Origin of the sequence: Bacillus sp. YKCMOAS1 (assembly GCF_030268125.1) — a bacterium.
GTDB classification, from domain to species: domain Bacteria; phylum Bacillota; class Bacilli; order Bacillales; family Bacillaceae; genus Bacillus; species Bacillus safensis.
Window position 1 is genome coordinate 498,142 of sequence record NZ_BSEI01000001.1, and the last position, 14,914, is coordinate 513,055.

The following is a 14,914-nucleotide window of genomic DNA, read 5'->3' on the forward strand; positions in this document are numbered from 1 at the left end:
ATATGGATCAATCACGAAGTAAACGCAAAGGAAAAAAGCGTTTAAAACCATGGGTGAAAGTCACTCTTTTTATCATTAGTATTCTTTTACTGACAACTGCTTCAGTCACAGGCTATGCCTACTACAAAATAACAAATGCTGCCAAAAAGGCTCAAGTATCTCTTGATCGCGGCGCACAATCTGTGAAACGGATTGAAGCATTCGATCCAGGAAAAGACAGCTTTTCTGTCTTGCTGCTTGGAATTGATAGCAGACCGGGCGAAACAGTGAAACAAGCACGAAGCGATGCAATGGTGTTGGCAACTATTAACCGCACAAACAAAACCGTTAAATTATTAAGCATTCCCAGGGACTCATACGTTAATATTCCAGGCCACGGTTTTGATAAAATTACTCACGCACACGCATTTGGCGGTGCAGATTTAACAGTAAGTACAGTTGAAGATTTACTAGATATTCCGGTCGATTTTGTCATCCAAAGTAATTTTGTAGCATTTAAAGAAATCGTCAACGAATTAAACGGTGTTCCTATTAACATCAAGGACGATTACCTTGTGAAACAGATTAAAAAAGATACAAAAGGCAAGGTTGTGCTTCAAACTGGAACTCATACACTAGATGGGGATCAAGCACTCGCCTATGTGAGAACAAGAAAAGCAGATAGTGACTTAATGCGTGGACAGCGTCAAATGGAAGTGTTAAAAGCCATTTTTGATAAATCAAAATCATTAACATCTATTCCGTCATACGACAATATCATTGATACACTCGGCGATAATGTGTCAACCACCCTTTCTATGAAGGAGTTAGTCGGTCTTTTCCCGCTTTTGACTTCATTGAAATCGGTTGATACTATCCAGCTTAAAGGATCTGATTACCAGCCAAACGGGGTTTATTATTTCCAATTGGATCAAAACCAGCTGAACGAAGTGAAGACTGAATTGAAGAAGCAGCTTGAATTATCATAAATAGAAGCGTCCCTTTGGGGCGCTTTTAGATTGTTGACAAAGGGCTAAAATGATGTTAATTTTAGCCCCTTTGTCTTCTTTTCAGCGTGATAGAAAACCTTTGCAGCCCTAGGAAGGGCGAGCACCGGAACAGAGCGAATTTGAGATTCGTGAGTACCGGAGCGCAGACCTGACACCGAATGCGAGGGTTTGTCTACACGCTGGAAGCGTCCCTAAGGGGCGCTTTTTCTTATTTCCTTGATCATTCGCTCATTTTTGTTTAGCCTTGATAGTGAGGAAACAACCATCCTTTTTTATGAGAATGAAGGAAATCGTACATACTTTGAAGAGGCTATTGCATGAATGAAGGAGGATTTGACAGCGATGAAAAAAATGATTGCGATTGATCTAGACGGTACACTTTTAAATACAAAAAGTGAAATATCCGCTCAAAACCGAGAGGCATTGATTCGTGCGAAGGAAGCGGGATATATTGTGACCATCTGTACAGGGCGGGCAACTTTTGATGTAAAGGAGCTGCTTGGCGATTTGGACATCCCCATTATTGCGGCAAACGGCGGGACTGTCCATACAGAAGGATACGAGCTTTTCAGCCGAATCACATTGGACCAAGAAGCGGGCAAGCGCGCTGCTAAGGCATTAGTGGAACGAAACATTTACTTTGAAGTCTATACGGACGATGCTCTCCTCTCTCCTTACGATGGAAAAGAGAAACTAAAAGCAGAATTTGATCTGATCGAAAGCGCAAACCCAAATGAGGATCTCGCTGATCTATGGGAAGGAGCCATGACGCAATTTAAACAATTTGGCATCAAACCAGTGGATGATATCCGTCAAATTTTTGAGTCGAATGAACCGACCTATAAATTACTCTGTTTCTCGTTTGATATGAACAAACTGACCGAAGCACGAAATCTTCTGGCAGACATGCCCGAGCTTTCATTGACCTCGTCTGGAAAACATATTATTGAGGTACTGCCAAAAGAGTCTGGAAAAGGACATGCCCTGAAAAAACTCGCAGCCCATTATGGTGTAGACCGCTCACATATTTATGCAATTGGTGACAGCCCAAACGACCTTTCTATGTTTGAAGAATCAGGCCACCGCATTGCAATGGGGAATGCGGTTGATGTCATTAAAGAAAAGAGCACTTACATCACAAAAGGGAATCATGAAGATGGTGTCGCTTATTTTATTGATCTTCTTTTACAAAATCAATTCCATGAAAAAAAGACGCTTGTCTGATCAGCGCCTAGAGAGAAGTCGAGAAGTCCGATACAAGTATTGATCGGGCTTTTTCTTTATTTTTTGATTCTAACAGCCGTTTCATATTTGTCCTTCCAGTACGTACTTGTTTTCATATTGGTTAAGACAACACCGTTTGAGACAGTCACATGAATGACTTGATTTGATCCTGCATAAATTGCCGGCATCAATGATGTCCCGCTAAAGAAGACAAGATCTCCCGGCTGAAGCTCAGAACGTTTCACAGGCGTACCTGCTTTGACTTGACCTGATGCATAGCGAGGCAACTCAATGCCAAGCACTTCTTGATACACGTACTGCGTGAACCCTGCTGTATCAAATCCTTGTTTTGGGTTCGTACCGCCTTTGACATAAGGGACTTCGCCAATATACGTAGCAGCTTTTGATACGATAGGGTCCTCTTTCGAAAGCTCCAGATCTGTTAATCGTTTGGCACCTGTCCATTTTTCGCGCCAATACGATTCAGACAAATAAGAAATTGTCACACTTTCAGAACGGCTCGCATGAATAAAGCGATCGCCTCCAATATACATACCTACATGAGAAATTCCTGGCTTATATGTGTTGCTAAAAAAGACAAAATCCCCAGGGCGAATATCGTCTAATGCCACTTTTTCTCCAACGGTCCACTGCTGTTCAGCACTTCGAGGTAAATAAATACCAAGTGATTTTTCAAATAAATACTGTAAAAATCCTGAGCAGTCGAATCCAGTCTTTGGATCGGTTCCTCCAAATACATAAGGAATACCTAAATAGGTCATCGCATCTTTCACAAGAGGGTCATCAGAAATGTCTTGTGTGCCGGGCAAGCGTTTGACCGCATAAAATCGATCAGTCCAATATTTGCTTTTGCTGACATCCGTTTTCACCACACCTTGACTAAGCGTAATATGGATGACCTGATCGTTCCCCGCGTACAACGCCACATGTGTTGGGATATCCTTCGTTTCTTCAAGACTTCGGAAATACACAAGGTCACCGGGCTGCGCTTTCTCCCATGATACCTTTTTTCCAATCTGATATTGGTCAATTACCTTCCGCGGCAAATCAAATGTTTCGGATGTCTTGTACACATATTGAATAAACCCAGATGCATCAAAGCCCGTTTTTGGATCGGTTCCTCCTTTATGATAAGGCGTTCCAATCAGCTTTTCCGCTTGCTCCAAAAGAGATGGTGTTTGAGCAGATACCGCTGGTTGAGACATGAACATCAGCCCTACAAGCGCACACCCTCCGATCAACATTCCTTTCCATTTCATGATCCTTTCCCTCCTATCTTCTATAGTTTCGGCATGACACCATTCATTTTACACCCTTTTTCGACAAAAAAAGAACACGCGATGTGCGTGCCCTTTCTCCTATTTAGGTTATTTACCTGCTTCCGCTTTTGACTGCTTTTGCTGTTCAATTTTCTGCATTTCAACCGAGATCTTTTGTTTCTCGTGATCTGTCAGACTGTCACTAAATTTAAAAGCAGACATAAAGACAAAGACTAAAATTAACGCAACAAACGGCCAGCTTGCTTTTAGGAATTTCATTTCTTCTCTTTCCCTCCGTTTTCTTTTAAGTTTTTAACTTTATCAGCGTGATCTACTTCAAAGAAAATGTGTCCGTCTTTTTCTTTCCAATCCGCATTCGTTCCATTGGTCAGCATACGGATAATCGCTTTTGATTCAAGAGATCCTGCTTTTACTGGGGCAGGTGTTGCTTCTTTGATGTACATTGGGACAACTTCAAATGTCGCTTTTCCATCTTCATTCAGATGATACTGAACAAGTGCAGAATCACGTGTTCTTGACCAGCCTTGGTCAAAAATAAAGTTTCCTAGGCTATAGAAAATCGCCGTTCCATTATAAACTTCCATCGGTTCAAGGACGTGCGGGTGAGCACCGATAATGATATCAGCACCGGCCTTAGACATCGCTCTTGCCAATTCTTTTTGTCTGTCGTTTACTTCATTGTTGTACTCCTGTCCCCAGTGAGCATGAACAACGACGAGATCTGCCTTTTCAGCAGCCTGCGAAATCATCGGAATAAAGATAGATGGATCGGCTGGCAGAATACCCGCCTGGCGATTCGTTGCTTTGAAATCTTTCCCATACACATCTGTAAAACCAAGCGTTGCAATTTTGACACCATTTACTTCTTTGTATGAAATGTTCTGCTTCGCATCTTGGAGGTTACGACCTGCACCTGTATAATCCATGTCAGTTTGTTCAAAGGCATCGATTGTATTATTCAGCCCTTTTTCACCATAGTCTGCCGCATGGTTATTGGCAAAGTTTAAGACAGAGAAATTTAAATCCTTCAATGCTTGGACAGAATCTTCATCTGTTTTTAAATGAATATTCTTTTGGGCTGCCTGTTCTTTATCTGATGCGACTGGATGCTCAAAGTTTCCTGTCACATAATCTGACACATCAAAATATGGCTTGGCATAGCGAAAGAGATGCTCTTTACCATAGCGTTCTGTTACTTTCTCTACGTTTCTTCCAAACATAATGTCACCGACAAACGAAGCGGTCAGGATGTTTTCTGGATTCTTTTGTACAGTTGGCACTTGTGCTTTCCCGATAAACGTAAATAGAAATGTACAAGCAATGACGATCGGTAAAGCAATGAGTACGTGTTTATTCGTCTTTTTCTTTTGGTTCTTTGTGATTTTCAGCAGCTTTTCCTGAAAGCTCAATTTTTTATTCATCATTGGACACACCTTATCTTAAAATAGATAGTAAACATACATGATGGCAAATGTTGCACCACTTAGAAGTAACGTGCTTCCAAGGGTAATTGTAAGACCTTGCTTTTGAATCGTATTCGCAATCAATCCAGGGACGATGATTCCAATTCCGCGGAATTCTGCTATTTCAAATGGGACCACTGGATAGAAGAAATCAAATATGAGTTTTAAGGCAATCCCTGTAATCAGCATCGCAGCAAACTTTCTGCGTCCGTATAAAATCATGAATTTTGATAAGCCAAAACGAACGATCACATACGTAAGCAAGCTGACAGATAAGACGACTAAAATGAAGACTGGCTGGTTAAATACGAGCGCCAGATAACCCGGAACAACAAGTCCAGCTGGTACGATTCCTGTTTTTTCTGCAAAGATTAAACTGAGTAGAACACCTAAAATTAACGAGATATAAAGATCTGATCCGAACATTTTCTATATTTCCTCCTAGCTGACAAGCTGCTTAATTTTGTATTCTTGAATTTTTTCGATTAACGGTTCAGCGGCACCATGGATATTGCCGACTCCATAAACCACTCGATTATGAAGCTTTTTCTCAAGCATATTCATAATTTGTTCTGTAGATTGATATTCAAGGTTGTGTAAGTGGTCAGCCGGAATTTTCCCTTCCTCATATGCCTTCACAATTGGATCTGTTGTTTCTCCAATTAATACAAGGTCACTTGCTTCAATATAAGGAAGTACATCCTCCGCAAACTGGATCGTTCTATCTACTCGATCCGCACGGCAGTTCATAATAATAATCGGTTCATCTGTTGGATATCCAATTTCTTTCACACGCTTCCAAATGTTCAATGTAGAGGATGCGTCATTTGCCGCAAATCCATTTACAAAGTGTCCAGGTGTTTTCGCGTCCATTAATGGAAGGATTCTCATCGCTCCTGGATCAGGTGGCGCATTTAACATTCCTCTGAATGCCGTATCTTCATCAATCCCTAATGCTTGGGCAACACCAAGTGCCAGTGAAGCATTATCTGGGAAAACCATGTACTCAAATTTCCGCAAAAACTCATCAGAAATCTTGGAATTATCTGCAACAATGACTTCTGTGTTGCGTTTTTTCGCAATCTCTTTAAAGAAATCCGTATATTCACTATCCGTAATAACCAAGTGTCCATTGTAAGGAATTGTCGCTGTAAAGGCTTCTGCTATTTCATCAAGTGTTGGCCCCATGACGTCCATATGATCTTCAAGAACGTTTACGATTACGCCAATGTTTGCTTGAAGCAGCTCTTCCTGAAAGATAATTTGGTAATCTGGATTTACCGCCATACATTCACTGACGATGGCATTTGCTCCTCTTTCAACTGTTTCTCTCATAACTTCCTTCTGCTCTCCGATATTCGGTCCTTGCGGTTTCCTTTTAATCGGTTTCTCCTCTGGCGTATCCCAATAAATCATTCTTGCATCCGTTCCCGTTGTTTTACCGACAGTTTTATAACCTGCCTCCATTAAGATACCGGTTGTCAATCTTGTGACGGTAGACTTTCCGCGAATACCATTAATATTGACGCGCACCGGCAGGGCATCGATATTTTTCTGATGACGCTTCTTTTCAATAAAGCCAATCCCTAACATGATGACACAGGCTATAACGATTAACCACATCGCTTATCTACATCTCCTTTTTTTATGAGTGTGATATGTAAATTCAATCAACAGTATATAGGTTCAGCATAAAATCACAATCGGTATTATGTAACATAATCTTTCACTTCCTCGTATGCCAAATTCCTCTAATCAAAAGGCTTTTTTGCCTACCTATCCTTTAAATGAAAAGGCCAAAAGACGGACAAAAATCAGCCTGAATTTCTGCTGAATTCAAGAGAAAGCGTTAACATCAATGATCCGAAAATCTTTTGTCCTTTTCTCCCTAAATTTTTCGACAATTATTAAGATGTATTTTGAATCAATGTTTTAAAGCCTTTTATTCTCTATAACATCAGTCATATCAGCGCTTTAAATAAATAGTGCGTGTTTTGGAATGTTTTATATTTTTGAACGAACAGGTTAGAAAGTCATTCTCATTGGTCAGATTGCTGTGTGTTGACCTATGACAAAGGTCACCTCTAAAAAAATCAAGTCATCTGCTTATTTTTAGGTCACGAAAAATTGGGATAAGATGTAAAACATTGATCATTTAGGTGTACCTTCTCTTTACGAGATTCGCACCTTATGACCTAAACAATGAAACATTATTCATTTGTTTTTATCAAGATTCATCATTTCTTAACATTTTTAATATGAATTTAGTTGAAAGTTGTCAGGTCATGTCATGCTTTCCCCCAAGATGACGAATAAAATTCGCATCTTCGCTTACACTATGGTTAAAAAATCTGTGAGAGGAGGCTAAAGATGCCAAACACCAATGAGCAAACACGCCTGCATTTTTTATCAGGCAGCTTCGAGGAAAAAATCCGGATCCTGAAAAAAACATTTCAGCAAAGCGGTGATTTTGAATACCGAGAATTAATGGTGAATGAGACGAAATCTGCGCTGCTTTTTATTAAAACAAGAATAGATGAAGGAAAACTAAATGATTTCATAATCGGCAACTTGTTAGGCTCTCCTGGAAAGCAGGATTATACAAAATCTCTTAGCACACTTGAAACAGGCGACTTGACGCTGATCACAGACAGTATTATTGCAGGAAGTATTGCCTTTCTGGATGAAAATTCCTCACAAATTAAGCTATTTGCTGTTGGACAGCCTCCGCTGCGCTCTATTTCTGAACCTTCTTCTGAAAGTATTATCGCAGGCGCACATGATGGATTTGTGGAAAGTCTTGATACCAATATCTACTTACTGCGTTCCCATTTAAATGATCGGAAGCTCGCCATTCAATATCATAAGATCGGTACAAAATCGGAAACAAAGCTTGCGACGGTTTATATATCTGATATTGCCAATCAAGAAAAGGTCGAAGAGGTCAACAGACGGATTTCTTCTATTAAAGTAGACACACTGTTAAGTCCTGGCTCTATCGTTGAGGCAATTGAGGATGATTCATTTTCTATTTTCCCGCAGCTGATTGATACAGAACGACCGGATAAGGTGAGATCTGCGATCCTTGAAGGCAGGATAGTCTTACTCATGGATGGCAGTCCAATGGCCATCATTCTGCCTATCACGTTCTTTAGCTTCTTTCAGTCACCAGATGATTATAACAGCCGCTGGATTCCTGCTACGTTTATTCGCATTTTGCGTTATCTCGCCTGCTTCATCGCAGTTATATTGCCATCTTTTTATATTGCTGTTATTGCGTTTCATTATGAGGTTGTCCCAGATGAACTAGCCATTACGATGAAGAACTCTATCATCGGAATTCCCTTTCCTCCATTGATAGAGGCCATGCTGATGGAGATCACGATTGAACTTATACGTGAAGCCGGGGTGCGTCTCCCTAAACCAATCGGTCAAACGATTGGGATCGTAGGTGGTTTGGTCATTGGGGATGCGGTTGTACAAGCAGGACTTATCTCGAATGTCCTAGTCATTGTAGTTGCTGTGACGGCTGTCGCTTCGTTTGTACTTCCATCATTTGAAATGACATCCACCATCAGGATGCTTCGTTTCCCGCTCATGTTTATGGCATCAATGTTTGGATTTATTGGCATTTCATTTGGGCTCGCCATTATTATCATGAATTTATGCCGTTTAGAATCACTAGGGGTACCATATTTATCACCTGTTGCTCCATTTAACTGGCAGGACTTAAAGGATACGGTGATTCGACTCCCAATGTGGATGTACAAGAACCGACCTGTTTATTTAAATCCGCAGAAGAAAAAACAAATTGAACAACTGAGAGGGTGGAAAATGAAAAATGAAAAATAAAATATCTCCACCTCAAGCTGTTTTTTTTATCATCCAATCTCAAATTGGTGTTGGTATTTTAGCGCTCCCCCATTTACTGATGAAAGACATGGGACACGATGGCTGGATGGCGATAATTGTCGCGTGTTTTTTTATCCAGATCATCAATACGATTTTTCTTTATATCATTTACAAGTATCCAGAAACGTCATTTTTCCAAGCACTGATTGAGGTCTTTGGAAAATGGATTGGACGCGCCTTGGTCGTGCTCTATACGGTATATTTTGCCTCGGTTTGTATTGTTGTCCTTTCTATATTCACAAGGATTCTTGGTATATGGGTGCTCCCGCTCACACCAAACTGGGTCATTAACCTATTACTGATGATATGCATTATCTATATCGCAAAGGAGCAAATTACAGCCATTGTCAGGTTCAACTTTATCTTAACTCCCTTTTTACTCATGCTCTCTTTATTGATGTTCTATGCGTTGAAAGGAACCAACATTGATTACCTCCTTCCTTTTTTCCAAACGGATATCTCTCAATTTCAGCTTGGATTGAAGGACGTTGTGCTGTCATTGAATGGATTTGAGATGATTTTGATCATCTCTCCACTAATGAAGGGCACCATTAAGGAACGATATAAAGTAATGACCATTTCAAATATATGCACAACACTTTATTACCTATTTATTACTATAATTTGTTTTATGTTTTTCAGCCCGGCTGAGCTTGATGTGATTCCAAATCCTGTTTTGTATCTATTAAAAACCATTACGTTCGGTGTTATTGAGCGGACGGATTTAATTTTTCTAAGCTTTTGGGTCTTTATCATTCTAGCGACACTGAGTAATTATCTGTACTTTTGTGCAAATGGTGTATCCAGTATGCTGAAGAAAAAAAATCACAAAAAATATGTCTACTATTTTGCCATTTTGATTTATGCTGTCAGCTGTTTTCTTTCAACTGATAACTTTAGAATTCAGCGATTTAATGACTTTACCACCGTTGCACAATATTCATTTATTTACACACTTCCGATCATTATGGCCGTTATTATCTTGATCAAACATCGTAAAAAGAAGGTGAAATCACATGCGTCATAAGTACATGTTGACACTGCTTATGTGTGTTTCCCTCATTTTCATGCCTGGCTGCTGGGATCAAAACCTATTAAAAGACATCTCTCTCGTTTTAACTTCAGCTGTTGATCAAGGAGAGGATGACAATGCGAGATATTCGATTACCTATCGAAAGGTGCAGCAGTCTCAAAGTATGCAGCAAGGGAATTCTGGCAGCTATTTAACCACTGTTCTCACAACTGATGCGCCAACTTTAAGAAAAGCAAGAAGCAACTTTAGCCGGAGTGTAGACCAAAAAATTGATATGTCGAAAATGCGTGTGCTGCTGATCGGTGATGAATTTGCCCAAAACCGGCTGCTCCCTTATTTAGATATGTTTTACCGCGATCCGAAAAGCCCTTTACTCGCAAACTTGGCGGTGGTGCAAGGCGGGAGCTGTGTGGACTTAATCAATTCTCTGCTCAAGGAAAAACTGATTGTGAGCGACTATTTAAACAACCTGATCACTTCTGCAGCACGCTCCTCACAAGTTTCACCTAAGAACATTCAAAACATCCGGTCCAAAATGCTGCAAACCGGTGAGGATTTCACACTGCCGTTACTCTACTACGATAAGTCAAAAAAGTTAACGAGTGTGAGGGGGGTTGCCTTATTTGATAATGAGAAAAAGAAAGGTGAACTCTATGCCCAAGATGCCATTCTGCTCACCGTTATGGATGGTAAAATGGGCAGTTATGCAAACTTCACGAAAAAAGTAAGAAGTGATATGAAATTAAAAGAGAACAATTACATCACCGTTCAAGTAACCGATTCAAAGAGAGACATTAAAATCGTCAATCCTGATCACCGAAACTTAACCTTCTCTCTTGAGTTTGAATTCAACACCTCTGTTCTTGAATACCCGAAAGACAATTTAGATACAGATAAAAAAATTGAAATGTTAAATAAAAGGCTATCAGCTATCTTCACAAAAGACGCTGAAAAAGTTATTGCCGCCCTGCAAGAAGCGAATTCTGACGTTCTCAGCCTTGGCAGAAAATATCGGGTAAGACACTATGATGAGTATATGAAAATGAACTGGGTCACCGATTATCCGAAGGTGAAAATCATTCCAAAAGTGAAAGTGAACATTACACAAACAGGTATTATTAGTTAAGAAAAGGAAGAAGTCATCTTTCTTTTCTTTTTTTATTTTTTTTAGATTGTCATTTTGATTCTTTCATGATAATCTATGTGTGTAAACGGTTACACATTCATGAAGGGAGGCTCTCCATTGGCTACCATTAAAGATGTTGCAAAAGCTGCACAAGTATCTGTTGCCACTGTTTCACGCGTGCTCAATGATACTGGATATGTCCATTCAGATACGAAAACCCGCGTGACACAAGCGATGCAGGAGTTGAACTACTTTCCCAATGAAGTGGCTAGATCCCTTTTCAAAAGAGAATCACGCCTAATCGGCTTAATCTTGCCTGATATCACAAACCCCTTCTTTCCTCAGTTGGCTAGAGGTGTTGAGGATGAGATTCATGCGCACGGTTTTCGATTATTATTCGGGAACAGTGATGAGGATCGAGAGAAGGAACTGGCCTACTTACAAACCTTTAAACAAAATCAAGTGGTCGGTGTCATCGCAGTCACAAATGAACCTGAATCAGATATATACAATGATGATGATTTACCTGTTGTGTTTTTAGATCGAACCGTTCCACATGCACCTTCTGTTTTTGCAGATGCTGCAGCTGGTGGGAAAATGGCCGCGATGGAATTAATTAGACGCGGCAGCCGGCAGATCACACTGCTAAAAGGACCTGCCCATCTGCAAACAGCTCGGCAGCGATTCAAGGGCGCACTCGATGTTCTCACGGATACAGGTGTCGACTTTCATGTGATGTCTAATGCTTCCTTTTCCTTTCAAGAAGCCCGAAAAAGCGCCAAAGCCCTCTTCCAGCTGTACCCTGAAACAGATGGGATCATTGCCAGCAATGACATCGTCGCAACAGCGGTCATCCATGAAGCGCTTCGTATCGGAAAAGCCATTCCAGGAGACGTTCAAATCATTGGATTTGATGATATTCCGCAAAGCGAGCTGCTTTTCCCTTCCTTATCGACCATTAGGCAGCCCGCCTATGAGATGGGGAAAGAAGCGGCACAGCTGTTAATCAAAGCGATTCAGAAACAACCGATAGATCAGCCAGTTATTCAAATGCCCGTCTCTTTTATTGAACGAGAGACCACAAGAAAGGTGGATTCACAATGAGTCATATTGTTGTAGTAGGAAGCTGTTCAATGGATTTAGTCGTCACATCAGATAAACGGCCAAATGCCGGTGAAACGGTTTTAGGCGAATCGTTTAAAACGGTCCCAGGCGGAAAAGGGGCAAATCAAGCAGTCGCAAGTGCCAGACTCGGTGCAGATGTATATATGGTCGGCCGAGTTGGTGATGACGCTTATGGTCAGGAAATTCTCAGTAATTTACAAACACAAGGTGTCCGCATCTCATATATGAAACCGGTTACCGAAATGGAGAGCGGCACAGCTCATATCATTTTAGCAGAAGGTGATAACAGCATTGTCGTGGTCAAAGGGGCAAATAATGAGGTCACTCCTGACTATGTAAATGAGGCTCTTTCTACAATTGATGATATCGGGATGGTTCTTATCCAGCAGGAAATACCTGAAAAAACGGTCGAAGCGGTCTGCGCCATTTGCAGTGAAAAGGAAATACCTGTGATTTTAAACCCTGCACCAGCTCGCAAAGTATCGCAGCAGGTTTTAGATCAGGCTGCTTACATTACACCGAATGAACACGAAGCTGTTCTTATGTTTGATGGTCTGCCAATTGAAGATGCCTTGCGTCATTACCCTAACAAATTACTAGTCACAGAAGGGAAAAATGGGGTTCGATATTTTGATGGATCGAAAGAAGTGTTAGTTCCAGGTGTACCTGTCGAAGCAGTCGATACAACAGGAGCTGGCGATACCTTTAACGGAGCCTTGGCTGTCGCCCTAACAGAAGGCAAATCCCTCTATGACGCACTTGCCTTTGCCAACCTTGCAGCATCAATGTCCGTCACAAAGTTCGGCGCACAAGGCGGCATGCCAACAAGAGAAGAATTGGAGAAAAAGAAATGAAAAAAAACGGCATCCTAAACAGCCATATCGCCAAGGTGCTTGCTGACCTTGGCCATACAGATACAATCGTCATCGCAGACTGCGGCCTCCCTATTCCAGAAGGTCCAGTCAAAATCGATCTAGCATTATCAATCGGCACACCGTCCTTTCAGGAGGTCACCTCCCTCCTTCTTCAGGAAATGGCTGTTGAAAACATGACTGTGGCTAGTGAAATCAAAGAGGCCAATGAACGAGATCACTTATTTCTTAAGAAAGCGTTCTCAAAACCATTACATGAAGTAGACCACGAGACGTTCAAAGACATGACCAAACAGGCAAAAGCAGTCATTCGAACGGGTGAAGCCACCCCATACGCAAACTGCATTCTTCATGCCGGTGTCATCTTTTAAAAGGAGGAGCCAGATATGAACATAGAGATGCATAACATCCATAAGGCTTTTGGGAAAAACACCGTTCTCTCCGGGGTCTCCTTTGACCTCGTCACAGGCGAAGTCCACGCACTCATGGGTGAAAATGGTGCGGGAAAATCAACTTTAATGAACCTGCTTACAGGTCTTTATTCTTTAGATCAAGGAACGATACAAATCGACGGAAAAGAAACCGCTTTCAAAAATCCGAAGGAAGCGGAACAGCACGGCATCGCCTTCATTCATCAAGAGCTCAACATATGGCCGGATATGACCGTCTTGGAGAACCTATTCATCGGGAAAGAAATCTATACGAAGCTTGGGCTGCTAGACACAAAGAAAATGAAGGTCCTCGCCCAAACGCAGCTGGACCGATTGTCTGTGAATCTCTCGCTTGATCAAGAGGCAGGCAGCTGTTCTGTTGGACAAAAACAAATGATTGAGATTGCAAAGGCATTAATGACCGATGCGAAAGTCATCATCATGGATGAACCGACAGCAGCTCTAACGGAACGTGAAATTGAAAAGCTCTTCCAGGTCATTGAATCTCTCAAAAAAGAAGGCGTTTCCATCGTCTATATTTCTCACCGTATGGAGGAAATCTTTGCAATCTGTGACAGGATTACGATCATGCGTGATGGAAAAACGGTCGATACGAAAGCCATACCTGAAACGAACTTCCACGAAGTCGTCAAAAAAATGGTCGGCCGTGAATTGACAGATCGATTTCCCGAGCGAACGCCTTCTACAGGAGATATTGTCCTCGAGGTGAAACAAGCAACGAAAAAAGGACAATTTCAAGATATCAGTTTCTCAGTTAAAGCTGGAGAAATCGTCGGTGTTGCAGGCTTAATGGGGGCTGGCCGGACCGAAATGATGCGGTCACTCTTTGGCCTTGATCCTCTTGACCAAGGAGAAATCTGGGTTCACGGAAAAAAGGCTGTTATTAAAAAACCAAGTGATGCTGTCAAGCTCGGTATCGGCTTTATCACAGAGGATCGCAAGGATGAAGGGCTCATGCTTGATGCATCCATCCGAGAAAACATCGGTCTGCCAAACTTAAAAAGCTTCTCTCCAAAGGGACTGATTGATAAGAAAAATGAACAGGATTTTGTCGACCTGCTCATCAAACGACTGACGATTAAAACGGCTTCCTCTGACATTTCTGCCCGAAGCCTGTCTGGTGGAAATCAGCAAAAAGTCGTCATCGCCAAATGGATCGGCATACAGCCAAAGGTCTTGATTTTAGATGAACCGACACGAGGTGTCGACGTCGGAGCGAAACGAGAAATCTATCAGTTAATGAATGAACTGACCGATCGAGGCGTTGCCATTTTAATGGTCTCCTCTGAACTCCCAGAGATACTCGGGATGAGCGATCGAGTACTCGTCATTCATGAAGGAACCATCAGCGGAGAATTAGACAAAACAGAAGCAACACAGGAACGAATTATGACACTAGCTACAGGAGGGAAGTAAC

General features: G+C 41.5%; 14 protein-coding genes. 9 read left to right on the forward strand and 5 right to left on the reverse strand.

Going from position 1 to position 14,914, the window contains the following annotated elements; genetic code table 11:
• Window positions 1-2 precede the first annotated feature (2 nt).
• Both QSJ46_RS02535 and QSJ46_RS02540 read left to right on the forward strand, forming a co-directional pair.
• Entirely contained in the window at window positions 3-968 is a 966-nt protein-coding gene (locus tag QSJ46_RS02535) for an LCP family protein (RefSeq protein WP_047202510.1), read from the forward strand.
• A 363-nt stretch (window positions 969-1,331) separates the two neighbouring features.
• Window positions 1,332-2,213 (forward strand): Cof-type HAD-IIB family hydrolase, encoded by an 882-nt coding sequence (locus tag QSJ46_RS02540; RefSeq protein ID WP_180272449.1) that lies wholly within the window; start codon window positions 1,332-1,334, stop codon window positions 2,211-2,213.
• Between the two features lie 56 nt (window positions 2,214-2,269).
• On the opposite strand, the gene QSJ46_RS02545 is transcribed toward QSJ46_RS02540, so the two are convergent.
• The 5 genes from QSJ46_RS02545 to pgsB all read right to left on the reverse strand — a co-directional run bounded on the left by QSJ46_RS02545 (window position 2,270) and on the right by pgsB (window position 6,600).
• Window positions 2,270-3,493 carry a C40 family peptidase gene (locus QSJ46_RS02545; RefSeq protein ID WP_285604238.1) on the reverse strand — a complete coding sequence of 408 codons (1,224 nt, stop codon included), beginning with the start codon at window positions 3,491-3,493 and terminating at the stop codon, window positions 2,270-2,272.
• A 108-nt stretch (window positions 3,494-3,601) separates the two neighbouring features.
• Window positions 3,602-3,772 carry an extrachromosomal elements maintenance protein EdmS gene (gene edmS / locus QSJ46_RS02550; protein ID WP_087976066.1) on the reverse strand — a complete coding sequence of 57 codons (171 nt, stop codon included), beginning with the start codon at window positions 3,770-3,772 and terminating at the stop codon, window positions 3,602-3,604.
• The gene (locus tag QSJ46_RS02555; protein ID WP_039181959.1) at window positions 3,769-4,935 is read right to left on the reverse strand and encodes a CapA family protein; all 1,167 of its coding nucleotides are present in this window, start codon (window positions 4,933-4,935) and stop codon (window positions 3,769-3,771) included. Before QSJ46_RS02555 ends, edmS begins: the two co-directional genes overlap by 4 nt.
• An 18-nt stretch (window positions 4,936-4,953) precedes the next feature.
• A complete protein-coding gene (gene pgsC / locus QSJ46_RS02560; protein ID WP_007497520.1) occupies window positions 4,954-5,403 on the reverse strand; it encodes a poly-gamma-glutamate biosynthesis protein PgsC in 450 nt (149 codons plus the stop codon).
• Between the two features lie 15 nt (window positions 5,404-5,418).
• On the reverse strand, window positions 5,419-6,600 hold the full coding sequence (gene pgsB, locus QSJ46_RS02565) for a poly-gamma-glutamate synthase PgsB (RefSeq protein WP_039181962.1): 1,182 nt from the start codon (window positions 6,598-6,600) through the stop codon (window positions 5,419-5,421).
• 747 nt (window positions 6,601-7,347) lie between these two features.
• Here pgsB and QSJ46_RS02570 point away from each other — a divergent pair.
• From QSJ46_RS02570 to QSJ46_RS02600, 7 genes are all read left to right on the forward strand, one after another.
• Window positions 7,348-8,829: a spore germination protein gene (locus QSJ46_RS02570; protein WP_285604239.1), complete on the forward strand. Its 1,482-nt coding sequence runs from the start codon at window positions 7,348-7,350 to the stop codon at window positions 8,827-8,829.
• The gene (locus QSJ46_RS02575; protein WP_268473643.1) at window positions 8,819-9,916 is read left to right on the forward strand and encodes a GerAB/ArcD/ProY family transporter; all 1,098 of its coding nucleotides are present in this window, start codon (window positions 8,819-8,821) and stop codon (window positions 9,914-9,916) included. The genes QSJ46_RS02570 and QSJ46_RS02575 overlap by 11 nt, the downstream gene beginning before the upstream one ends.
• Complete coding sequence (locus tag QSJ46_RS02580; RefSeq protein WP_285604240.1) at window positions 9,906-11,048, forward strand: Ger(x)C family spore germination protein; 1,143 nt, start codon at window positions 9,906-9,908, stop codon at window positions 11,046-11,048. Before QSJ46_RS02575 ends, QSJ46_RS02580 begins: the two co-directional genes overlap by 11 nt.
• 117 nt (window positions 11,049-11,165) lie before the next feature.
• Window positions 11,166-12,152, forward strand: coding sequence for a LacI family DNA-binding transcriptional regulator (locus QSJ46_RS02585; RefSeq protein WP_285604241.1), 987 nt, complete (start codon window positions 11,166-11,168; stop codon window positions 12,150-12,152).
• Window positions 12,149-13,027: a ribokinase gene (rbsK, locus tag QSJ46_RS02590; protein WP_047202516.1), complete on the forward strand. Its 879-nt coding sequence runs from the start codon at window positions 12,149-12,151 to the stop codon at window positions 13,025-13,027. Before QSJ46_RS02585 ends, rbsK begins: the two co-directional genes overlap by 4 nt.
• Window positions 13,024-13,416, forward strand: coding sequence for a D-ribose pyranase (rbsD, locus tag QSJ46_RS02595; RefSeq protein WP_039181978.1), 393 nt, complete (start codon window positions 13,024-13,026; stop codon window positions 13,414-13,416). The genes rbsK and rbsD overlap by 4 nt, the downstream gene beginning before the upstream one ends.
• Window positions 13,417-13,431: 15 nt before the next feature.
• On the forward strand, window positions 13,432-14,913 hold the full coding sequence (locus tag QSJ46_RS02600) for a sugar ABC transporter ATP-binding protein (RefSeq protein WP_047202517.1): 1,482 nt from the start codon (window positions 13,432-13,434) through the stop codon (window positions 14,911-14,913).
• The last annotated feature ends 1 nt before the right edge of the window (window position 14,914 follow it).